Source organism: Bacillus sp. CBEL-1, assembly GCF_004348885.1.
In the GTDB taxonomy this organism is placed as follows: Bacteria; Bacillota; Bacilli; order Bacillales; family Bacillaceae_H; genus Priestia; species Priestia aryabhattai_A.
In genome coordinates this window covers 1-19,923 of the sequence record NZ_SBIM01000006.1, presented here as the reverse complement: position 1 = coordinate 19,923, position 19,923 = coordinate 1, and the positions used below count along the sequence as shown (strand labels likewise).

The window sequence follows — 19,923 nt, the reverse complement described above, 5'->3', positions numbered from 1 at the left end:
TCGGATGAAATTTCACAAAGGATTTACGTTTGGAACGGCAACATCTGCTTATCAAATTGAAGGGGCATATTTAGAAGACGGAAGAACAGCGTCTATCTGGGACGTGTTTTGTGATATACCAGGAAAAGTACATAAGGGGCATAACGGTAATGTAGCTTGTGACCACTATCACCGCTTTGAAGAAGATGTGGATCAAATTAAAAAGCTAGGAGTCGATACATACCGCTTTTCAATTTCTTGGCCACGAATTTTTCCAAAGAAAGGCGTGTTTAACCAGCAGGGAATGGAGTTCTACAAACGTTTGATTAAAAAACTACGTACAGAAAACATTAAGCCAGCCGTAACGCTTTATCATTGGGATTTGCCGGTGTGGGCCCATGAAGAAGGAGGATGGACGAATCGAGAATCTGTTCAATGGTTTATGGATTATGCACGCGTATGCTTCCAAGAATTAGATGCGGATATCGACTCTTGGATTACTCATAATGAGCCATGGTGCGCAGCTTTTCTCGGTTATCATCAAGGTGTTCATGCACCCGGGCATCAAAACATGGAAGAAGCACTAAAAGCAGCTCATCATATTTTAGTATCTCATGGTCAAGCCGTGCGGGTGTTAAAAGAAGAAATACAGTCAAATACCCCAATTGGAATTACGCTAAATTTATCACCTGTATATGCAAACACAAGCTCTTTAAATGATCAGCTAGCGGCAAATAATGCAGATGGTTATTCAAACAGATGGTTTTTGGACCCAGTTTTTAAAGGACAGTACCCTGTTGATATGATGAATATTTTTTCAAAATACGTTCACTCCTATAATTTCATCCAAGCCGGTGATTTAGATATAATTTCAACTCCGTGCGACTTTTTTGGAATTAATTTTTATAGTCGTGCGCTAGTTGAGTTTAACGCAGCTTCTGATTTTATGTACCAAGGAGCATATTCTGACTATCCAAAAACAGGGATGGGCTGGGATATCTCACCGAAAGAGTTTAAAGATTTAATCCATCGCTTACGAAAAGAGTACACCGACCTTCCAATTTATATTACGGAAAATGGAGCGGCGTTTGATGATGTTGTCGAAAATGGCCGCGTTCATGATGCAGGCCGTGTGGAGTACGTGGAGCAACATTTGCAGGCTGTACATGAACTTAATGAAGAAGGAATGGGCATTGAAGGTTATTATTTATGGTCATTAATGGATAACTTTGAATGGAGCTTTGGCTACAATAAACGATTTGGAATCCTCTATGTAGACTTTGACTCTCAAGAGCGAATCTGGAAAGATAGTGCATATCGCTATGCTGAAATTATTAAAAGTAATCGCAGCATCTTAATTTAAAAGCAACGGATACGTTCTTCTTGGTTCAGTATGATATGATGAGCCAAGAAGAATTTTTTTGTTAAATTGGATGAGGTGGAAAAATGACAGTTATTACGAAAATCACAACGCAAAAGAATAGCGCAGAGAGATTTAATGTTTATATAGATCAAGGAAAAGGCGAAGAATTTGCTTTTGGTGTTGATGCCAATGTTCTCATTCAGTATGACTTAAAAAAAGGACGAGTATTGGATGAATTTGAACTAGCAGAAATTCAATTTGCAGATGAGGAAAAGAAAGCTTATAACTTAGCGGTAACGTATCTATCGTATCGAATGCGCTCTGAAAAAGAGGTAAGAGATTATTTGAAGAAAAAAGAAGTAGGCGATATGATTGCTCAGCAGGTAATTCAAAGGTTACATTCTCACATGTATTTAAATGATGAAGAGTTTGCCAAAGCCTACGTGCTTACGCAGGTTAACACTACGCCAAAAGGGCCGAGCGTTATTAAACGAGAACTCCAAGAAAAGGGTATTCGATCAGATATCATTCACTCTACGCTTGAATACTTCTCAAAGGAAGAACAAATTGAAACAGTAATGAAACTCATTGCAAAGCTGAAGGGGAAATATAAAAAGTACTCAGAAGTAGTCATGAAGCAAAAAATTGAACAGTTTTTAGTGAACAAAGGCTATTCTTTTAACATTATTAACGAAGCCATGCAGCACGTAGATGTTGAGAAAGATAGTGATGAAGAATGGCAAGCTCTTACACAGCAAGGCATGAAGGCTCATCGTAAATACGCGAAGTATAGCGGCTGGGAGTATGAGCAAAAAATGAAGCAAAATCTTTACCGAAAAGGCTTTTCAATTGATCAAATTGAAGCGTTTATTTCATCCTTGAAAGAAGAATAAAGCCTTGCTGAGAGCAAGGCTTTTGTGGATGTTAGACCATAATGTCTTCCTTTGTCATGCGCTGGTTGAAAATAATGCTAGCTACTTCACTTGGATGTTTTAAGCGGCTTTTATCCGCGATATGATCACTGTTATCCCAAAAAGGTGTATCCATTCCTCCCATATAAGCAGCAGTACATGAAACAGAAGTATGTTCACATTCTACTTTTAAACTTTCAACAAATCCTCTTAGAGCAAATTTACTTGCGACATAAACAGATTCGTTTTTCTTACCTCGTAGACCCGCGGTTGAAATAATAGTTAAAATGGTGGTTTGTTCACGCGTTTGTAGATGAGGCAGTAGGGATTGTGTCAGATAGATTGTCCCTTTAATGTTTGTATTAATTACTTCATCAATCATCTCTTTTGTGTAGCTTGTAAGTGGCCCAAAATGTCCCATACCTGCGTTGTTAATTAAAACGTCAACGGAGTGCAAAGACAAAAGGTTATCCATCTTTTGTGTAAGCTCTTCGTAATTAGTCAAGTCCGCTGAAACAGTGGCAATGCAGCTTTTACCTAGCGCTTCTTGTGCTTTATTCAGTCTGTCTTCATTTCTTCCTAATAAAATGACCTGGTGGCCATTTTGGACATATAGCTTAGCAAGCTCGTTTCCAAGACCTGTTGCTCCACCCGTAATTAAGATTGTTTTCATGTAAGCGCCTCCTTATATTCCTCTCCTTTTAGTTATACCTTTTGTTATAATAAAAAGAAAGGAACAAAAGGGGGAAGCAGCGTGTCAGACAAAAGGTATAGTGAAATGAGTACGTATGAGATTCAGCAAGAGATTAGCGTGCTAAATGATAAAGCACGAAAAGCTGAACAATTAGGAATGATTAATGAATATGCCGTATTAGAAAGAAAAATCGTCATGGCTAAGTCGTACTTGTTGGATCCATCTGCATATAAACCTGGTGAAGTATATGAAATAGAAGGAGCTCCTGGTCAATATTTTAAGATTGATTACATGAATGGAGTATTTGCTTGGGGGTTCCGTTTAGGCTCATCTGACAAAGAAGAAGCATTACCGATCTCAATGCTTAAAAGCAATTCATAGAACAAAGCACGAATTGATGGTGATCAATTCGTGCTTTTATTTTGTTAGCCGTTCGTACGTTGGTTGGAGGCATGCATGCGCTCCTGTGGGTTTGTATTGATAGTACCGTCAGCACGTTTTGAAGCGAATTCAGCTTTAGCGCGCGGTTCGCCTTCTAATTTATTGTTTGATTGGTTTGGAAAGCTCTTTTCTTTATTACGCATTCAAGACCGCCCCTTTTACAAAAGAATTTGTTGTGTGTATGATATAGTAAGTCAGGGAAAGCTATACTTCCCTTGACTTAGTGTAAGTCGAAACCAATCATTTACTCATAAATAATTTGGTAACAGAGGTGTTTGTATGGAAGATATTTTTGAAAGGCTCACCAATCAATTACTTGCAAAAAATGATACGCTTTCTTATGCACAAGCAAGAACGTGGGTTGAATTATTTTGGGAAGATTTCGAGTCAACGTATGCAAAAGCCGGCTATGAATATAAGGGGAAAGAAGCAGCTGAGCAGGTGGTTAAAATGTATATTAACCATTACGGGGATAAGCTTCATGAAGTGGCTGTTAAAAACCCAAAGTATAAGCATTTATTAAATAATGATGATTATTTAAAGCACTAATTTACAAATGAAAAGCCCCCTGGCTCTAGCTTAGGGGGCTTTAGGTGCTGGAATTGATTAGTGAGGAAGATAATCAAGCTTTTTACGAAGCTTCTTCTCACTGAAAATCCAGCCCGTATATGAACAAATAATATTTAAATCGTAATCAAGTTGAACAACTGCTACAAATGGATAGTAATCTTTGCTGCGATAGCGAAGGTCAATGAAGCGAACTTCAATATGATCGCTGTATTCGTCAACTTCCCAACGATAAATTGGAGAAAAGGATAAGAACGCAGCTAAGTTTTCATCTCGTTTAGCAACATCAATTACGTCAGACTCAGGAATAGGAACCTTTTTAAAGGTATCGTAAATAAAGATTTTTTGGCCAACTGCGCGTCCAACGTGAAAGCTTTCTTTTGTTGTGATGGCTAGATGCCAGTGCGTAAAGCGAATTGTTGGCGAGATATTCATTTTCACTACGTCGGGAAATTTCTGACGTATTTTCTTAGCGATTTGATGTCGCATGTAAAAGCGCCACACGTAGTACAAAGCAATAATACTGTACATGGTAATAAAGGTTGGGCCAGGACTCATCCCTAAGAACCAAATTAAGATGGCAACAACATGGACAGAAAAGATAAAGTAATCAAACGTATTAATAACACCAAGCGCAATCCATTTATCAGTAAAAGGTCTTAAAGCTTGTGTGCCGTAAGCATTGAATACATCAACAAAAACGTGAATAATAACAGCTGCAAAGGTCCAAATCCATAAGTGGAATAAATTAGCGTTTGGAAAAAACAGCGAAACAATTACAATAATAAGCAAGGGCCAAAGCGCCACTGCCGGAATTGAATGCGTAATTCCACGGTGGTTTCGAATGTAGTGAGCATTATTTTTAAGTTTTAAAATTGTATCTAAATCAGGTGCTAATGAACCGGCAATGACGCCAATCATTACGGCTTCTGTGGTGACACTGCTTGATGCGACAACAGGATCTAAAGTAGCAAGTGCACCGATGGCGATTCCCATTGCAATATGTGTACCAGTATCCATTAAAGCAACCTCCTTATTTGCTTAACCTTACTTTTCAGATAGAAGCAAGTGTGTTTAGAGTATAACATGAATAGAAAAAGAACAACATTTCAATACAAATACATTGTATATGTATAGTTCATACCTCGGAGGATATAACGTGAAACAAAGTAAAGATATTGTGAAAGATTTTCAAATAGAACAATTTCAGCACGATCTTATCTCATGGTTTGAGACAGAACAGCGCATTTTACCATGGAGAAAAGATCAAGATCCTTATAAAGTATGGGTTTCTGAAATTATGCTACAACAAACCCGAGTTGATACAGTGATTCCATACTTTAATAATTTTATTGAGAAATTTCCAACGATTGTAGACTTAGCCTATGCGCCTGAAGACGATGTATTAAAAGCATGGGAAGGGCTAGGTTATTATTCACGAGCGCGAAATTTACAAGCAGCTGTCCGTGAAGTGCATGAACAATATGATGGAAAAGTGCCCAATACGCCGGATGAAATCTCGAAATTAAAGGGCGTAGGGCCCTATACCACTGGTGCTATCCTTAGTATTGCATATGGGGTACCTCAGCCGGCTGTTGATGGAAACGTTATGCGAGTATTATCCCGTATTTTATCAATTTGGGACGACATTGCAAAGCCAAAGACTCGTAAAATTTTTGAAGAGATCATTCATGAAATTATTTCAAAAGATAACCCGTCGTTTTTTAATCAGGGCTTAATGGAATTAGGCGCTATTGTATGTACGCCAACTTCTCCGTCCTGTCTTTTATGCCCTGTTCGTGAACATTGTCGAGCATTTGAGCAGGGTGTTCAGCAGGAGTTACCGGTTAAGTCAAAGAAAAAGCCACCAAGAACTGTGCAAATAGCAGCAGCTGTTATTACAGATGAACAAGGTAATTTCCTCATCCACAAGCGGCCTAATAAAGGTTTACTTGCAAACTTGTGGGAATTTCCCAATGTAGAAGTGGATCTTACCATTGGTCAAGAGCAAAACCAGCTTACATCCTTTATTGAAGCAAATTATGATATAGAAGTAATGCTAGATTCGCCATTTACTGTCATTCAGCATGTCTTCTCCCATATTGTGTGGAACATTAACGTATATAAAGGGGTGTTCACAGGGCATATTTCTAACCAGGATGATATAAAGTTAGTATCGGTTAAAGAAATAGAAGAATATGCGTTTCCAGTGTCTCATCAAAAAATTCTAAAGGAATATCATAAAATTAATTAATGAAAAGAGACTGTGGTTGTTCACAGTCTCTTTATGGTTGTGTTTAATCATATACTACGCTGGTAGAGTGCGTGTAATCAGCTTCATTTCGATGCAGACCGCCACGATTTTCAATTTCTTTTACAATTTGACGATGAATACCTTGGCCTTCAGTATTTAAATAAGGCATGATTTGCTGGAGGGAATGATGAAAATATGCGAGTTCGCTATCTCGCCATTCGGTCTTTGCCATCATTGATAATTCAGTCATATCACGACCTACGTACATGCTTCATCACCTTCTTATCATTAATTAAGCCTCGTTCTTGCATCATGCGCAAATGAATCTAGGCAGACTTATTTTTTCATCTCCCCTTGTTTCTTATACAGAAATATAAGTACAATATGAACAGAACGATACATAAGGAGTAGATATTATGGAACAAAAAGTAGCACTTGTAACAGGAAGCAGCCGTGGAATCGGAAAAGAAATTGCACTAAGACTTGCAAAGGATGGATATAATATCGTCTTAAACTATGCACGTAGTAAAAGCGCAGCATTAGAAGTAGCAGAAGAAGTAAAAGCACTTGGGCGTGAAGTGCTGGTTGTAAAAGCAAACGTGGGTAAAGTTGAAAAAATTAAAGAGATGTTTGAGCAAATTGATGAAGCGTTTGGACGCTTGGATGTATTTATTAGCAACGCAGCATCTGGTGTTTTACGACCTATAATGGAACTTGAAGAAACACATTGGGACTGGACGATGGATATTAACAGCAAAGGCTATTTATTCTGTGCACAAGAAGCGGCAAAAAGAATGGAAAAGGTCGGTGGAGGTAAAATTGTAACAATCAGTTCACTGGGCTCCATTCGCTATTTAGAAAACTACACAACAGTAGGAGTTTCAAAAGCTGCTGTTGAAGCACTAACTCGCTACCTTGCAGTCGAGCTAGCTCCGAAAAACATTATTGTGAATGCAGTATCTGGTGGAGCTGTTGATACTGAAGCGTTAAAACATTTTCCAAACCGTAATGAACTGTTGGATGATGCACGTCAACACACGCCGACAGGTCGTATGGTTGAACCGAATGATATGGTCGATGCGGTTCAATTTTTAGTATCGGATAAAGCCAATATGATTTGTGGTCAAACGCTTATCGTAGACGGCGGCCGTTCTTTATTAATGTAATGAGCTAAAATAAAAAAGAGTGTATATCGCTTTAATCACCTGGACATATTAATTTTTGTGGAGGTGATTACAATGGCAAAACAACCAAACAAAACAAACGCGCAACACGTAAAGCAACAAAACGCACAAGCTGCAAACAACCAATACGGTGCTGAGTTTGCTAGCGAAACAGATGCACAACACGTGAAGCAACAAAACGCACAAGCTGAAGCAAAGAAAAACCAAAACTCTGGTAAATACCAAGGTTAATGGTAAAGCGAAGCCAAGGTTCTTATGAAGGACCGTGGCTTCGCTTTTTAATTTGACAAAAGCTCTCGAAACTTTACATATCTCGTCAAAGGAATTAAAGGTGAAAGAACAGAATGTTAAAAGTGGACTTATACCTAAGAGCGTTCTAATTTCAATTTCAACAGATTCTGCTTTATAAATGTGTTACCTACCTGAAATGAAAGAAGTGAACGACCTGTTTACTATAAGGAGGATTAAGACATGGAGCAATTTACAAAATTAGTGTCTCAACAATTAGAAACGATGGACCAACTTTTGTTTTTACAATCAGAAATAGAACGCTGTCAACAAATTGAAGAAGAGCTCATTAAACTACAGGCAGAAGCAAAGCTGGATTGTATTCGCAACGAAATTAGCGAGATGAAGCAAAAGCTCAAAGAAATTCAGCAAACTTTCGAGGTACAAACAGAAGAGATTATCTCTTCATATAAAAAAGATTCCCACTATCCCGTATCTCGTTAAAGGAAAGCTGTACCTCTCTTTTTAAAGGATGTTTCCTTACTAAAAAGAGAGGTACAGCTTTTTTATTCAACAAGAACCATATCACATTTGTTTTAAAATAGAAGAGAAACCGTTATAATAAATAGGAGAGGACAAGGTATATACGAAACAAGGTCACTGTTTAAAAAGCAGATATGTTACCGCTTTGATAAGAGCATCAATGGTTTTAACTAACAGGAGTAATAACATATAAGAATAGGCTGTGACCACTTAAAAGCGTACGTGAGGTAATTGTGATAGTCAAAATGAAAGTAGGGAGTGGAGATGGGATTTCCAATGGAAGGAGAAACAATTCAAATACACAGTTATAAGCATGATGGCAAGCTGCATCGTGTGTGGGATCAGACGACGGTTTTAAAATCGACAAGTAGCCTGATGATTGGAGGAAACGATCGAACGGTCGTAACAGAGTCAGACGGTAGAACGTGGATTACAAGAGAGCCAGCCATCTGCTATTTCCATTCACAGTATTGGTTTAACGTGATTGGAATGATTCGTGAAGATGGCATTTATTATTATTGCAATATTAGTTCACCATTTACGCATGACGAAGAAGCGCTGAAGTACATTGACTATGATTTAGATATTAAAGTATACCCAGATATGACCTATACGCTTCTAGATGAAGATGAGTACGAAAAACATCGCAAAGAGATGAATTACCCAGAAGCGGTAGATCGTATTTTACATACTCATGTTGAGCATTTAAAGACCTGGATTCGCCAACGCAAGGGACCGTTTGCACCAGAGTTTATCGATACGTGGTATGAGCGTTTTTTAACATATCGACATGCATAAGCGCACGGATATAAGCGTCATTATAGGATCTAGAAATTTGACCTATATGATGCTTTTTTATGTTGAATAATGAAGTGTAAAAGCCGTATATGAAAGTGTACGGAATGTTACATTATAAAAGAAACTTAGTAGACATAGCTAAGAAGGAGGAGAGAACAAGTGGGAAGCATCAAGCGATATATGGAATTTGTAAAACCATATAAGTGGCAAATTGTTGGAACAGTTTTAATTGGTGTGATAAAGTTTTCGATTCCACTATTAATCCCACTGCTGTTAAAATACGTACTTGACGATGTTATTGGTTCAGATACATTATCAGACAGTGAAAAAATAAAGCAGTTGTTGATGATCATGGGTGGTTCTTTCTTTGTCTTTTTAATTTTACGCCCTCCGGTTGAATATTATCGTCAATATTATGCGCAGTGGGTATCAAGTAAAGTATTGTATGATATTCGAAATCAACTGTTTGATCACATTCAAAAGCTTAGCCTTCGTTATTATTCTAATACGCGCGTAGGTGAAATCATCTCCCGTGTTATTAACGATGTAGAGCAAACGAAAAATTTCGTCATTACGGGTTTAATGAACGTTTGGCTTGATATGTTCACCATAGTGATTGCTATTATTATTATGTTTACAATGAATGTACAGCTAACGTTGGTATCTATCATTTTACTACCATTATACGCGCTATCCGTTAGATATTTTTATGGTAGGCTCCGTCAGTTAACTCGTGTACGCTCCCAAGCACTAGCTGAAGTACAAGGACATTTACATGAGCGGGTACAGGGGATTTCAGTTATTCGAAGCTTTGCGATTGAAAATCATGAACAAGCGCAGTTCGATGAGCAGAACCGTAATTTTTTACAAAAAGCAATCGATCATACGAATTGGAATGCTAAGACATTTGCAGTGGTAAATACAATTACGGACTTAGCCCCATTAATTGTTATTGCATTTGCTGGTTATCAGGTTATTAACGGAAGTTTATCGATTGGTACCATGGTAGCGTTTATAGGTTATATTGACCGATTATATAATCCGCTGCGTCGACTTGTGAATTCGTCAACAACGTTAACACAATCCGTTGCTTCTATGGACCGAATGTTTGAATTTATTGATGAGCAGTATGATATTGTCGATTCACCCAATGCAAAAGATTCGCTAGAGATTAAGGGAGCAGTCAAGTTTAATAACGTTTCATTTGCGTATGAAGAAGATGAATATATCCTGCATGATATTAACTTGGATGTTGAACAAGGTAAATCCGTAGCGTTCGTAGGAATGAGTGGCGGCGGTAAGTCAACCATCATCAGTCTTATTCCACGCTTTTACGATGTATCTTCTGGAGAGATTTTAATTGATGGTGTAAACGTAAAAGATTATCAAACAAAAAATCTCCGTGATCAGATAGGAATTGTCTTGCAGGATACAGTACTATTTAGTGATACTATTCGCAACAATATTTTATTAGGAAAACCGGGTGCCACAGATGAAGACGTTGTAGCAGCTGCGAAAGCTGCTAACGCGCATGACTTTATCATGAAGTTGCCCCATGGTTATGATACGAAAGTGGGAGAAAGAGGAATGAAGCTTTCAGGCGGGCAAAAGCAACGGGTTTCCATTGCTCGCGTATTCTTGAAAAATCCACCGATTTTAATTTTTGATGAAGCCACATCTGCACTGGACTTAGAAAGCGAACATTATATTCAAGAAACCCTTGAAAAGCTTGCTAAGGAACGAACGACGTTTATCGTGGCGCATCGCTTGTCAACGATTACACATGTAGATGAAATTGTACTCGTTCAGGATGGAAAAGTAATCGAACAAGGCTCTCATGGAGAGCTAATGAAGAAAAAAGGATATTACTATGATTTGTTTACTGTACAGCAGTTGGGACAAAATTAAAAGCCAGGTAGGGATACCTGGCTTTTTTTAATCTTGTTCTCGCTCATGATTAATTTCAAGTGCATTGTCTTCCTTGTGGTAATTGTGGAAGCTATCGATTAAGCGGTCTAAATGCTCTAGCTCTTCACTGTATTCAATGATACTTGCGATGAGAGGGAATAAGTGATAAAGCATCTTATTATCTTCGTCATCTTCAAGAAGCTTATATTTCATAAATGCATCAATTAATGCGCGCTTTTTTGTATACGCTTCTGTTGGTACGGATGTTGTTAATTGAACTTTTAGTTTACCAATAAATTTTAACAGGGCCTGCTCGTGATACATCAGTAAGCATTCCATTTCAGATTTAATGAGGTTCTGAAACGACTGTGGCATGTGCTGAATATCATTTTCAAGACGATGCAACTGCTTTAATGTTTTAAGAGCATGGGATGTTGTTGTAATCATTTGGCGAAAAAGCACAAGTTTTCGAGACTTTACGAATACTTTTCTCTTTGAATACGTTCGCTCTTCTTTATAGAAATCAAAAAGTTGATTCGCTTTTGTTAGTTGATCTTTGATTTTCTCAATGTCTTCTTTTAAGAGCGTATATTCAGAAGCATGATAAATATTCATACGAATCCACTTAATAATTTCTTCAGTTGTACCAACGATTTTATAATAAAGCTTTGTTTCATACTTTGGTGGTAAAAAGATTAAGTTTACAATAAATGCTGAAAAGACACCTAATAAGACGGTTGCAAAGCGGATAACTGCAAACTGCACAAAATCATCGCTAGGGCTTTCCATAATAGCAATAACGGTTACCAGCGCAAGGCCAATTGTATTGCCGATTTTTAGCTTTAAATTAAGCGTAATTACCATAACAGCCGTTAAACCGATAATAAACGGATGTGTGCCGAATAAAAGTCCAAACCCAACTGCTAGTAACGCTCCGATGACATTAGCTTGAATTTGCTCTAACACTGTCAAATACGAGCGATAAATTGAAGGCTGAATAGCAAAAACTGCTGCGATTGCCGCGAATGTAGGTGATGGCAGATTGAGCAATTCAGCGACTAACAATGAAAGTGTAATGGCAATTCCCGTTTTTAAAATGCGGGCACCAAGTTTCATGCTTTCATAGTCCTTTCTGTACATAAGATTTTGATAAAATCAATAAAAGCTTCTTTATAGTATACATAACCCATCTCGAATTATATAAACAATAACATACTATACAAGGTTTGCATGTGGATATCAAGAGGAAGGAATAAGAAAAATCCCGTTAAATAACGGGATTTTTCGACAAGTATTTTTACGTTCGAGTAGTTTACAAGAAAATAAAGACTTATAATTCTTTGCTTAGTTGCTCAAAAGTTTTTTCTACAGCTTTTAACGTCATGCGAATATCTTTTTCTGTATGTTCTGTTGTTAAGAACCAAGCTTCATATTTAGAAGGAGCTAAATTGATACCTTGATGAAGCATGAGCTTGAAGAATTTTGCAAACAATTCACCGTCTGTATTTTCAGCTTGTTCGTAGTTAGTGACTGTTTCTGTTGTGAAATAAAGTGTTAACGCACCTTTTAAACGGTTGATAGTAATTGGCATTTTATATGTACGAGCATGTTTTAAAATACCTTCTTCAAGCATCGCACCAAGCTTGTCCATCTTGTCGTATACGCCTTCTTCTTTTAAGATTTCTAAACACGCAATTCCAGAAAGCATGGAAGCAGGATTTCCAGCCATTGTTCCAGCTTGGTAAGCGGGACCTAGGGGAGCAACTTTTTCCATAATTTCTTGTTTACCGCCGTATGCTCCAATTGGAAGGCCTCCACCGATAATTTTTCCTAATGCTGTTAAGTCTGGTGTCACGCCAAGTAAGTCTTGGGCACCCCCATACATGAATCGGAAAGCAGTGATGACTTCATCATAAATAACAAGTGCACCTGCTGCATGTGTTAGTTCATTTACTTGTTCTAAAAAGCCTGGGTGTGGCTCAACAATTCCAAAATTCCCTACGATTGGCTCGACAAGAACACCAGCAATTTGGTCTCCCCATTTTTCTAAAGCTTCTTTAAATGGTTCAATGTCATTAAATGGAACGGTAATAACTTCGTTAGCAATGCTTTTTGGTACGCCTGCTGAGTCTGGTGTGCCGAGTGTTGAAGGACCAGATCCTGCTGCTACAAGCACAAGGTCTGAGTGTCCATGGTAGCAACCAGCAAATTTAATAATTTTGTCGCGGCCTGTATATGCTCGCGCTACGCGGATCGTTGTCATTACAGCTTCGGTTCCAGAGTTGACAAAGCGGACTTTATCCATGGCAGGCATCGCTTCTTTTAACATCTTTGCAAATTTTACTTCATGAGCAGTCGGAGTACCGTATAATACTCCTGTTTCCGCTGCGTGGGTAATTGCCTTTGTGATATGAGGGTGAGCATGACCAGTGATGATTGGGCCGTATGCTGCTAAATAATCAATATATTTATTCCCATCAACATCCCAAAAATAAGCACCCTTTGCTTTTTCCATTGCAACTGGTGAACCGCCACCTACTGCTTTATATGAACGAGACGGACTGTTTACACCGCCGACAATATGTTGAAGTGCTTCTCCGTGAAGCTGTTCTGATTTCGTAAACTGCATAATATGCCTCCTAAAGTATAATTCCACGTTCTATTCTATCAAACTTATTTGTTTCTTGAAAAACATTGTAGAAGGTGTATGATAGAAAACTGTGCATGAGCAATTTAAATAAGTAGATAAAACTAGTTAAATAGATGGAGGAAACGAGATGAAAAATGCAATTGAGGTAAAGGGATTGCGAAAAGAATTTAAGGCTTATTCGAGTCGCTCCGGCTTAAAGGGTGCGTTTCGTGATTTATTTACACGAAATTATAAAGTGCTAAGAGCTGTAAATGATATTTCGTTTACAGTCAAACAAGGTGAGATGGTTGGATACATCGGAGAGAATGGAGCAGGAAAATCGACAACCATTAAAATGCTGACGGGGATTTTAACACCAACTGACGGTGAAATTCAAGTGAACGGAATGAATCCTCACAAAGAGCGTGAACAGTTTACCCGTACCATTGGGGTAGTATTTGGCCAGCGCTCACAGCTTTGGTGGGATATTGCGGTGCAAGAGTCGTTCCGTCTATTAAAAAAAGTATATAAAGTATCAGATGAAGATTATAACAATCATATGGAGCACGTTATTCGAACCCTGGATATTGGTCCATTATTAGATAAGCCGGTGAGAAAGCTATCTCTTGGTCAACGAATGCGATGTGAATTGGCGGCAGCGCTTATTCATAACCCACCGCTACTTTTTTTAGATGAGCCAACTATTGGATTAGATGTGTTAGTGAAACTCAAAATTCGTCAGTTTCTAAAAGAAATTAACGAAAAATACAATACAACAATCCTATTAACAACGCATGATTTAGCTGACATTGAAGCCTTATGTGAACGTGTTGTGATGTTGGATGAAGGAAACATTATTTATGATGGTTCGCTACAAAAGCTACGCTCTAACTGGGGAGATATGAAACAGGTTATATTTGAATTCACAAAAGAACCACTCCAAGAGCAGTTGCATTTAATTACACAGGGATTGCCTGTTACGTGGGTAAGGGGAGACCGCCTCAACAGCTGGGTTGCTAATCTTGAAAACAAAGGGGATAGTATGTCGCAGCTGATTGCTAAGGTCGCTGCTAAATATGAAATTGCTGATTTGAGTATTCACGAAATTTCAACTGAAGAAGTTATTCGTAACATCTATGAAGAAGGTGTTGTGAATGGATAAGTATATTGAAATGATACGCATTCGCTTTTTAATGATGCTTGCGTATCGAACAAATTACTACAGCGGTATTTTAATTTATGCCATTAATATTGGAGCTTATTATTTTTTATGGTCTGCAATTTATGGAGGGAAAGAAAATATTCAAGGGCTGTCAATGACTCAGATGACGACATATGTAGCTGTTTCCTGGATGGCACGTGCTTTTTATTTTAACAACATTGATCGTGAGATGGCCATGGAAATTAAAGATGGGAAAGTAGCAGTTGAATTAATTAAGCCTTATAACTATCTTGGAATGAAAATGATGCAGGGGCTTGGAGAAGGGATTTTTAGGCTTTTATTCTTTTCAATTCCTGGAATGGTGATTGTATGGTTTTTATTCCCTATCGATTTATCAGGTCACGTACAGACATGGATTTATTTTAGTTTTTCAATTATCTTTAGCTTTATTGTAAATACTCAAATTAACTTATTAACTGGAATTACGACATTTTTCTTGTTTAATAATGATGGATTAATTCGAGCAAAGCGCGTTGTCATTGATTTGTTTTCAGGACTTTTATTACCGATTAGCTTTTATCCTCTTTGGGCACAAGACTTAATGGGTTATCTGCCTTTTCAAGCAATCAGCTATATTCCAAGCATGATCTTTACAGAAGGCTTCACGAGGAGTGAAGTGGTAGCTGCATTGATAACACAGCTCATTTGGTCATTGCTTTTATTTGTTCCCATCGTCTTTCTATGGAATTTTGCAAAGAAAAAGATGGTTATCCAAGGAGGGTGAAAAATGTTTTATTTTTCTATGTTCTTTCAATACATCAGCCAATACATGAAAACTAGGCTCCAATATCGAGCTGACATGGTAGTGGAACTTTTATCTGATTTGCTGTTTCAAGCAGTAAACTTGATCTTTATTTTAGTTGTATTTGGTCATACGCAATTTTTAAACGGTTGGTCCCGAGAAGAAATTATCTTTATTTATGGATTTTTCTTAGTACCTTTTGCAGTCTTTTCTTCATTTTTTAATATTTGGGACTTTAATGAGCGCTATATTGTTAAAGGTGAAATGGATCGCATCTTAACTAGGCCTATCCACAGCTTGTTTCAAGTTATTTTAGAAAGAATGGAATTAGAGTCTTTGTTTGGAGCAATCACTGGGGTAGCTGTGATGATTTATGCAGGCTCCATTTTAAATCTTTCGTTTGCTTGGTATGACTTTTTCATCTTTATTCTATTTGTGCTTGGCGGAGCGTTAGTATATGCAGGAATTTTTATTGCACTTGCAAGCATCGGCTTTTGGTCAGACGCTCGGACGTCTATTATGCCAACAATGTATAACATTGGAAATTATGGGCGCTATCCTGTTGATATCTATAATAACGTCATTCGTTATGTACTAACATGGATTTTACCGTTCGCTTTTGTTGGTGTATACCCAGCGGCTTATTTCTTAGGTAGAGAAGAATGGTACGGTTATGCATTTTTAACCCCGGTTATGGGAATTGTCTTTTTTACTCTAGCTATTGTCCTATGGAATGTTGGTGTGAAAAGGTATCGAGGAGCAGGCAATTGATGCCTGCTTTTTTTGTGTTATTGAATAGTAATGAGTAGGAAAGGGACAACGTATAGTAATACAAGAACTTTTTTACTTAAAGGAGTATCTGTATGACGGTTTCGTTGATTCTAGTCATTGTGTTTCTAATGGTAGGAAGTATGAAATTTTTGTTTGAAAGAGAGCTGGGTGAATTTCATTTCTTCTCACTTGGGCACTTTTTTGTTTTACTTTATTCATATTTAACGGTTTTACTTGGCTTTAGCTTAATCTACACAGTTTGTGAAATGAGTAATATAGAAGTAATTAGCGGAGGGTTTTACCATCAAGAACACTATTTTTATACATTGTTTAACAGTATGTATTTTAGTGCCATTACACTGTTTTCTGTAGGGTATGGCGATATGTATCCCGTTGGCATTGGAAAGATGTTTGCGACTATTGAAGCGTTAATTGGATATATGATGCCAGCTGTTTTTGTAATCCGTACTGTTAGTCGAAACGAGAAAGCTTAAAGTTGTCTTAAATCGCGAAATTGGTTACCCTATACTAAAAGAGAACTGTATTAAAGGAGCGATATAAGATGACAGTAACTGTAGGTGAAGTAGCACCAGATTTTAAACTAGCAGCTAACAATGGAGAAGAGGTAGCTTTATCTGACTATAAAGGTCAAAATATTGTACTTTACTTTTATCCCAAAGATATGACGCCTGGCTGTACGACGGAAGCGTGTGATTTCAGAGATGCTCATCAAGAATTTGCAGATTTAGATGCCGTTATCTTGGGCGTAAGTCCAGATCCAATCGACAAACATCAAAAGTTTATTGATAAACACGGACTACCATTTTTATTATTAGCCGACGAAGATCACCAAGTTGCCGAGGCATATGGCGTATGGAAGTTAAAAAAGAACTTTGGAAAAGAGTACATGGGCATCGAGCGTTCGACGTTCATTATTAACAAAGACGGTGAAATTGCGAAAGAGTATCGTAAAGTGCGTGTGAAAGACCACGTAGCAGAAGCTTTGCACTTTATTAAAGAGAATTTAGTATAATTAAGGCATTCGTCTATAGCAAAATCTTTTGTTATGCGTATGATAACAGTGTAGGGCATACCTCCTCAGGTGTTACGATATAAAACGCGACTTAGATAGTCGCGTTTTTTTTTTGCGGAATGAACGAGAAGCTGTTTAAAAATAATATGTAGCAGGAATCGCTAATGAGATTGACAAAGTGAAGCAGTAAGAGTTACACTAATTGTAAGAATTATAAAGTAAGAATGCTTATAGAAGAGAGGTGCATGACGTGTCAAATCATTTACAAGAAGCGCTTGAAATGCTGAAAGAAACTGGCGTTCGCATTACACCGCAACGTCATGCTATTTTAGAGTATTTAATCAATTCAATGACACATCCAACTGCTGATGATATTTATAAAGCATTGGAGGATAAATTTCCTAATATGAGTGTGGCAACCGTTTATAATAATCTACGCGTATTTAAAGAAGTAGGAATTGTAAAAGAGCTAACTTACGGAGATGCTTCAAGTCGTTTTGATTATATTACGACAGAGCATTACCACGTAATATGCGAAGAGTGTGGGAAAATTGTTGACTTCCATTATCCAGGATTAGATGAAGTAGAAGCACTTGCAGCGCACATTACCGGGTTTGATATTAGTCACCATCGTATGGAGATTTATGGTACTTGTTCGGATTGTACAACTAAAAAAGCACATTAAAAAGCTGATAGTTATGATATACTATCAGCTTTCTTTGTGTCTTTCCTATTATACTTTTCGTTAAATTCCTTCCCGTCAAGTGCTGGGTCTAAAGTCAAAGGCTCATTACAGTGCATACATAAGTCTACTCTTCCAAGCATTTTTGTATGCTTATTGCAGGTTGGACATGTGACTTGTACAGCTTTAGTAGAAAGCATCCCAATCCAAAAATAAACAACGGTACTAGCAACAATACATAGTAACCCCAATAGCATAAAAATGGTCATAAGCCACATGGAAGATTTAAAAAAGATTCCTCCATACATCACGATGAAGCCAATAAAAATTAAGCTTAATGCAAATGTCCTGATTTTATTGATTTTACTTGAGTATTTAATTCCCATGAAAAATCTCCCTCCCATTTTATAAATATAGCATAATTGTAAGAAAAATAAGTCTTTTAGGTTGAATTAACTGATAGAACTGTTTAGGGAAGGAATACAAGAGAGAATTTGTTATAATAATCTGTGAGGAAATCCGTCACGAACATTCACACTAAATGTGTTTCAATATAAAAGAAGATTAGACCAATATCTTTAATTATGATAGTGAGGAGCTTGTAGAATGGAAGATATTTTACGCCCGCTATACCAAGAGCGTGCAAGTAAAAAAGAAACGTTAGGCATTTTATTGATAGAAAAAAGGAAAACAGATTCACCAGTTACAGATGATCTAGATGCCATACTATTTATTATTACAAGTAATAATGAGCTACCTGTGTTTGTTAAGCAATATGAGTATAAAGAACAAAGGGCGGCTCTTTATGTAGCTTCAGAACAGCAAATCAGCGAATGGATTATGATGGGGACCAACCGACGCACTGTGGATTGGGTGTTGAATGGAAAAGTACTGTTTGATCGTAACGAATACGTAGCAAATTTGAAAAAGAGACTGCTCGATTTCCCCCGCGAAGATCGAGTGAAGAGGATAGGTATTGAGTTTGCTAAGCTTATTCGCCGTTTTAAAGAAGGTAAAGATTTTTATACGTCAAATCATCATCTAGATGCATTCAATCATGTGGTTCATGCTTTGCATCATTTAGCGCGTCTTTCCGTACTAGAAAATGGATTTTATCCAGAGGTTACTGTTTGGAATCAAGTGAAAAAAATTGAGCCTTCTATTTATCGTTTATATGAAGAGCTTGTCGGCAGCCAAGAAGAAATAAACAAAAAGCTTGAGCTATTGTTCTTAGCTAGTGAGCTTTATGTGAATAAAAAGGTTGAGATAGGTTCTACACATCTATTAACAATTATGAGTGAAAAAGAAGAGTGGACGTTTAATGAGCTCATTTCACATCAGCAAGTTAACCCATACGCAATTGATCTAGGAATCTTACTCGAATTTCTCATTCAAAAAGAGATTGTAGTCGTTCATAAAATAGAGACAAAAGGAAAGAGTTTATATCACCGCCATTATGCTATTAATAAGGGGTAATGAAGGAAAAGATAAAAAAACAAATGTTTTTTTATCTTTTTTTAAAAAACATGTTGACGTTCATGAAAATGCATGTTAAATTTATATACGTCGCTGATGAGCGATACCAAGTTTATGAAAAACTTGAAAAATAATCTTAAAAAAGTTGTTGACAAAACGTTAACTACTTGATAAGATAAGAAAGTCGCTTAAGGGCGATGGTTGAACTTTGAAAACTGAACAAAGCGACAAACGTCAACGTTAATTTTTAAAACTTTTATGAGCAAGTCAAACATTTCTTCGGAGAGTTTGATCCTGGCTCAGGATGAACGCTGGCGGCGTGCCTAATACATGCAAGTCGAGCGAACTGATTAGAAGCTTGCTTCTATGATGTTAGCGGCGGACGGGTGAGTAACACGTGGGCAACCTGCCTGTAAGACTGGGATAACTCCGGGAAACCGGAGCTAATACCGGATAACATTTTCTCTTGCATAAGAGAAAATTGAAAGATGGTTTCGG

General features: G+C 37.5%; 24 protein-coding genes and 1 rRNA gene. 18 read left to right on the top strand and 7 right to left on the bottom strand.

Annotated elements, in window-relative coordinates; genetic code table 11:
* The first annotated feature begins 4 nt into the window (after positions 1 to 4).
* Positions 5 to 1,342: a GH1 family beta-glucosidase gene (locus EPL02_RS04800; RefSeq protein ID WP_131887149.1), complete on the top strand. Its 1,338-nt coding sequence runs from the start codon at positions 5 to 7 to the stop codon at positions 1,340 to 1,342.
* A gap of 83 nt (positions 1,343 to 1,425) precedes the next feature.
* Complete coding sequence (gene recX, locus EPL02_RS04795) at positions 1,426 to 2,235, top strand: recombination regulator RecX (RefSeq protein WP_094911458.1); 810 nt, start codon at positions 1,426 to 1,428, stop codon at positions 2,233 to 2,235.
* Positions 2,236 to 2,266: 31 nt separating this feature from the next.
* On the opposite strand, the gene EPL02_RS04790 is transcribed toward recX, so the two are convergent.
* Positions 2,267 to 2,926 carry an SDR family oxidoreductase gene (locus EPL02_RS04790; protein ID WP_131887148.1) on the bottom strand — a complete coding sequence of 220 codons (660 nt, stop codon included), beginning with the start codon at positions 2,924 to 2,926 and terminating at the stop codon, positions 2,267 to 2,269.
* 81 nt (positions 2,927 to 3,007) lie between these two features.
* Between EPL02_RS04790 and EPL02_RS04785 the strand changes: the two genes are divergently transcribed.
* Positions 3,008 to 3,328, top strand: coding sequence for a YfhH family protein (locus EPL02_RS04785; protein ID WP_094911460.1), 321 nt, complete (start codon positions 3,008 to 3,010; stop codon positions 3,326 to 3,328).
* A gap of 44 nt (positions 3,329 to 3,372) precedes the next feature.
* Here the strand turns inward: EPL02_RS04785 and EPL02_RS04780 are convergent, their stop codons facing one another.
* Positions 3,373 to 3,531 (bottom strand): small, acid-soluble spore protein K, encoded by a 159-nt coding sequence (locus EPL02_RS04780; RefSeq protein WP_094911461.1) that lies wholly within the window; start codon positions 3,529 to 3,531, stop codon positions 3,373 to 3,375.
* 136 nt (positions 3,532 to 3,667) lie between these two features.
* Here EPL02_RS04780 and EPL02_RS04775 point away from each other — a divergent pair, with 136 nt between their 5' ends.
* Positions 3,668 to 3,937, top strand: a complete 270-nt coding sequence (locus EPL02_RS04775) for a YfhJ family protein (protein WP_025909533.1) — start codon at positions 3,668 to 3,670, stop codon at positions 3,935 to 3,937.
* A 57-nt stretch (positions 3,938 to 3,994) separates the two neighbouring features.
* On the opposite strand, the gene EPL02_RS04770 is transcribed toward EPL02_RS04775, so the two are convergent.
* Positions 3,995 to 4,975, bottom strand: coding sequence for a metal-dependent hydrolase (locus EPL02_RS04770; RefSeq protein WP_094911462.1), 981 nt, complete (start codon positions 4,973 to 4,975; stop codon positions 3,995 to 3,997).
* A gap of 139 nt (positions 4,976 to 5,114) precedes the next feature.
* Here EPL02_RS04770 and mutY point away from each other — a divergent pair, with 139 nt between their 5' ends.
* The gene (gene mutY / locus EPL02_RS04765; RefSeq protein WP_094911463.1) at positions 5,115 to 6,209 is read left to right on the top strand and encodes an A/G-specific adenine glycosylase; all 1,095 of its coding nucleotides are present in this window, start codon (positions 5,115 to 5,117) and stop codon (positions 6,207 to 6,209) included.
* A gap of 43 nt (positions 6,210 to 6,252) precedes the next feature.
* On the opposite strand, the gene EPL02_RS04760 is transcribed toward mutY, so the two are convergent.
* Positions 6,253 to 6,477, bottom strand: coding sequence for a hypothetical protein (locus tag EPL02_RS04760; RefSeq protein WP_094911464.1), 225 nt, complete (start codon positions 6,475 to 6,477; stop codon positions 6,253 to 6,255).
* Positions 6,478 to 6,625: 148 nt separating this feature from the next.
* Between EPL02_RS04760 and fabL the strand changes: the two genes are divergently transcribed.
* The 5 genes from fabL (at position 6,626) to EPL02_RS04735 (ending at position 10,870) form a co-directional block, all read left to right on the top strand.
* Positions 6,626 to 7,375: an enoyl-[acyl-carrier-protein] reductase FabL gene (gene fabL / locus EPL02_RS04755; RefSeq protein WP_094911465.1), complete on the top strand. Its 750-nt coding sequence runs from the start codon at positions 6,626 to 6,628 to the stop codon at positions 7,373 to 7,375.
* Between the two features lie 72 nt (positions 7,376 to 7,447).
* Positions 7,448 to 7,624, top strand: coding sequence for a gamma-type small acid-soluble spore protein (locus tag EPL02_RS04750; RefSeq protein WP_094911466.1), 177 nt, complete (start codon positions 7,448 to 7,450; stop codon positions 7,622 to 7,624).
* A 240-nt stretch (positions 7,625 to 7,864) separates the two neighbouring features.
* Entirely contained in the window at positions 7,865 to 8,125 is a 261-nt protein-coding gene (locus EPL02_RS04745; RefSeq protein WP_094911467.1) for a YgaB family protein, read from the top strand.
* A gap of 303 nt (positions 8,126 to 8,428) precedes the next feature.
* The gene (gene ntdP / locus EPL02_RS04740) at positions 8,429 to 8,962 is read left to right on the top strand and encodes a nucleoside tri-diphosphate phosphatase (RefSeq protein WP_131887147.1); all 534 of its coding nucleotides are present in this window, start codon (positions 8,429 to 8,431) and stop codon (positions 8,960 to 8,962) included.
* 159 nt (positions 8,963 to 9,121) lie between these two features.
* A complete protein-coding gene (locus EPL02_RS04735) occupies positions 9,122 to 10,870 on the top strand; it encodes an ABC transporter ATP-binding protein (RefSeq protein ID WP_131887146.1) in 1,749 nt (582 codons plus the stop codon).
* Between the two features lie 27 nt (positions 10,871 to 10,897).
* Here EPL02_RS04735 and EPL02_RS04730 read toward each other — a convergent pair whose 3' ends face one another.
* Both EPL02_RS04730 and EPL02_RS04725 read right to left on the bottom strand, forming a co-directional pair.
* The gene (locus EPL02_RS04730; RefSeq protein WP_131887145.1) at positions 10,898 to 11,986 is read right to left on the bottom strand and encodes an FUSC family protein; all 1,089 of its coding nucleotides are present in this window, start codon (positions 11,984 to 11,986) and stop codon (positions 10,898 to 10,900) included.
* Positions 11,987 to 12,200: 214 nt separating this feature from the next.
* The gene (locus EPL02_RS04725) at positions 12,201 to 13,499 is read right to left on the bottom strand and encodes a glutamate-1-semialdehyde 2,1-aminomutase (RefSeq protein ID WP_131887144.1); all 1,299 of its coding nucleotides are present in this window, start codon (positions 13,497 to 13,499) and stop codon (positions 12,201 to 12,203) included.
* 148 nt (positions 13,500 to 13,647) lie between these two features.
* On the opposite strand from EPL02_RS04725, the gene EPL02_RS04720 reads away from it, so the two are divergent.
* The 6 genes from EPL02_RS04720 to perR all read left to right on the top strand — a co-directional run bounded on the left by EPL02_RS04720 (position 13,648) and on the right by perR (position 17,952).
* Positions 13,648 to 14,661 carry an ABC transporter ATP-binding protein gene (locus tag EPL02_RS04720; RefSeq protein ID WP_094911472.1) on the top strand — a complete coding sequence of 338 codons (1,014 nt, stop codon included), beginning with the start codon at positions 13,648 to 13,650 and terminating at the stop codon, positions 14,659 to 14,661.
* The gene (locus EPL02_RS04715; RefSeq protein ID WP_131887143.1) at positions 14,654 to 15,445 is read left to right on the top strand and encodes an ABC transporter permease; all 792 of its coding nucleotides are present in this window, start codon (positions 14,654 to 14,656) and stop codon (positions 15,443 to 15,445) included. Before EPL02_RS04720 ends, EPL02_RS04715 begins: the two co-directional genes overlap by 8 nt.
* Before the next feature lie 3 nt (positions 15,446 to 15,448).
* On the top strand, positions 15,449 to 16,234 hold the full coding sequence (locus EPL02_RS04710; RefSeq protein WP_131887142.1) for an ABC transporter permease: 786 nt from the start codon (positions 15,449 to 15,451) through the stop codon (positions 16,232 to 16,234).
* A gap of 92 nt (positions 16,235 to 16,326) precedes the next feature.
* On the top strand, positions 16,327 to 16,728 hold the full coding sequence (locus tag EPL02_RS04705; RefSeq protein WP_094911475.1) for a potassium channel family protein: 402 nt from the start codon (positions 16,327 to 16,329) through the stop codon (positions 16,726 to 16,728).
* A gap of 68 nt (positions 16,729 to 16,796) precedes the next feature.
* Positions 16,797 to 17,267: a thioredoxin-dependent thiol peroxidase gene (gene bcp, locus EPL02_RS04700; RefSeq protein ID WP_094911476.1), complete on the top strand. Its 471-nt coding sequence runs from the start codon at positions 16,797 to 16,799 to the stop codon at positions 17,265 to 17,267.
* Positions 17,268 to 17,547: 280 nt separating this feature from the next.
* Entirely contained in the window at positions 17,548 to 17,952 is a 405-nt protein-coding gene (gene perR, locus EPL02_RS04695; RefSeq protein WP_131887247.1) for a peroxide-responsive transcriptional repressor PerR, read from the top strand.
* An 11-nt stretch (positions 17,953 to 17,963) separates the two neighbouring features.
* Here perR and EPL02_RS04690 read toward each other — a convergent pair whose 3' ends face one another.
* Complete coding sequence (locus EPL02_RS04690; protein ID WP_094911478.1) at positions 17,964 to 18,335, bottom strand: YgzB family protein; 372 nt, start codon at positions 18,333 to 18,335, stop codon at positions 17,964 to 17,966.
* Between the two features lie 220 nt (positions 18,336 to 18,555).
* Here EPL02_RS04690 and EPL02_RS04685 point away from each other — a divergent pair, with 220 nt between their 5' ends.
* Entirely contained in the window at positions 18,556 to 19,425 is an 870-nt protein-coding gene (locus tag EPL02_RS04685; RefSeq protein WP_131887141.1) for a nucleotidyltransferase-like protein, read from the top strand.
* Between the two features lie 276 nt (positions 19,426 to 19,701).
* Positions 19,702 to 19,923: ribosomal RNA gene (locus EPL02_RS04680) — 16S ribosomal RNA — on the top strand; the annotation flags it as partial.

Excerpts from the sequence above, each read along its gene's own strand:
- EPL02_RS04750 (WP_094911466.1), top strand. The coding sequence starts at position 7,448 with ATGGCAAAACAACCAAACAAAACAAACGCGCAACACGTAAAGCAACAA.
- EPL02_RS04725 (WP_131887144.1), bottom strand. The coding sequence starts at position 13,499 with ATGCAGTTTACGAAATCAGAACAGCTTCACGGAGAAGCACTTCAACAT.
- EPL02_RS04760 (WP_094911464.1), bottom strand. The coding sequence starts at position 6,477 with ATGTACGTAGGTCGTGATATGACTGAATTATCAATGATGGCAAAGACC.
- EPL02_RS04790 (WP_131887148.1), bottom strand. The coding sequence starts at position 2,926 with ATGAAAACAATCTTAATTACGGGTGGAGCAACAGGTCTTGGAAACGAG.
- perR (WP_131887247.1), top strand. The coding sequence starts at position 17,548 with ATGCTGAAAGAAACTGGCGTTCGCATTACACCGCAACGTCATGCTATT.
- fabL (WP_094911465.1), top strand. The coding sequence starts at position 6,626 with ATGGAACAAAAAGTAGCACTTGTAACAGGAAGCAGCCGTGGAATCGGA.
- EPL02_RS04745 (WP_094911467.1), top strand. The coding sequence starts at position 7,865 with ATGGAGCAATTTACAAAATTAGTGTCTCAACAATTAGAAACGATGGAC.
- EPL02_RS04705 (WP_094911475.1), top strand. The coding sequence starts at position 16,327 with ATGACGGTTTCGTTGATTCTAGTCATTGTGTTTCTAATGGTAGGAAGT.
- bcp (WP_094911476.1), top strand. The coding sequence starts at position 16,797 with ATGACAGTAACTGTAGGTGAAGTAGCACCAGATTTTAAACTAGCAGCT.
- EPL02_RS04775 (WP_025909533.1), top strand. The coding sequence starts at position 3,668 with ATGGAAGATATTTTTGAAAGGCTCACCAATCAATTACTTGCAAAAAAT.
- EPL02_RS04720 (WP_094911472.1), top strand. The coding sequence starts at position 13,648 with ATGAAAAATGCAATTGAGGTAAAGGGATTGCGAAAAGAATTTAAGGCT.
- ntdP (WP_131887147.1), top strand. The coding sequence starts at position 8,429 with ATGGGATTTCCAATGGAAGGAGAAACAATTCAAATACACAGTTATAAG.
- EPL02_RS04685 (WP_131887141.1), top strand. The coding sequence starts at position 18,556 with ATGGAAGATATTTTACGCCCGCTATACCAAGAGCGTGCAAGTAAAAAA.
- EPL02_RS04715 (WP_131887143.1), top strand. The coding sequence starts at position 14,654 with ATGGATAAGTATATTGAAATGATACGCATTCGCTTTTTAATGATGCTT.
- EPL02_RS04780 (WP_094911461.1), bottom strand. The coding sequence starts at position 3,531 with ATGCGTAATAAAGAAAAGAGCTTTCCAAACCAATCAAACAATAAATTA.
- EPL02_RS04690 (WP_094911478.1), bottom strand. The coding sequence starts at position 18,335 with ATGGGAATTAAATACTCAAGTAAAATCAATAAAATCAGGACATTTGCA.
- EPL02_RS04770 (WP_094911462.1), bottom strand. The coding sequence starts at position 4,975 with ATGGATACTGGTACACATATTGCAATGGGAATCGCCATCGGTGCACTT.
- recX (WP_094911458.1), top strand. The coding sequence starts at position 1,426 with ATGACAGTTATTACGAAAATCACAACGCAAAAGAATAGCGCAGAGAGA.
- EPL02_RS04710 (WP_131887142.1), top strand. The coding sequence starts at position 15,449 with ATGTTTTATTTTTCTATGTTCTTTCAATACATCAGCCAATACATGAAA.
- EPL02_RS04730 (WP_131887145.1), bottom strand. The coding sequence starts at position 11,986 with ATGAAACTTGGTGCCCGCATTTTAAAAACGGGAATTGCCATTACACTT.
- EPL02_RS04800 (WP_131887149.1), top strand. The coding sequence starts at position 5 with ATGAAATTTCACAAAGGATTTACGTTTGGAACGGCAACATCTGCTTAT.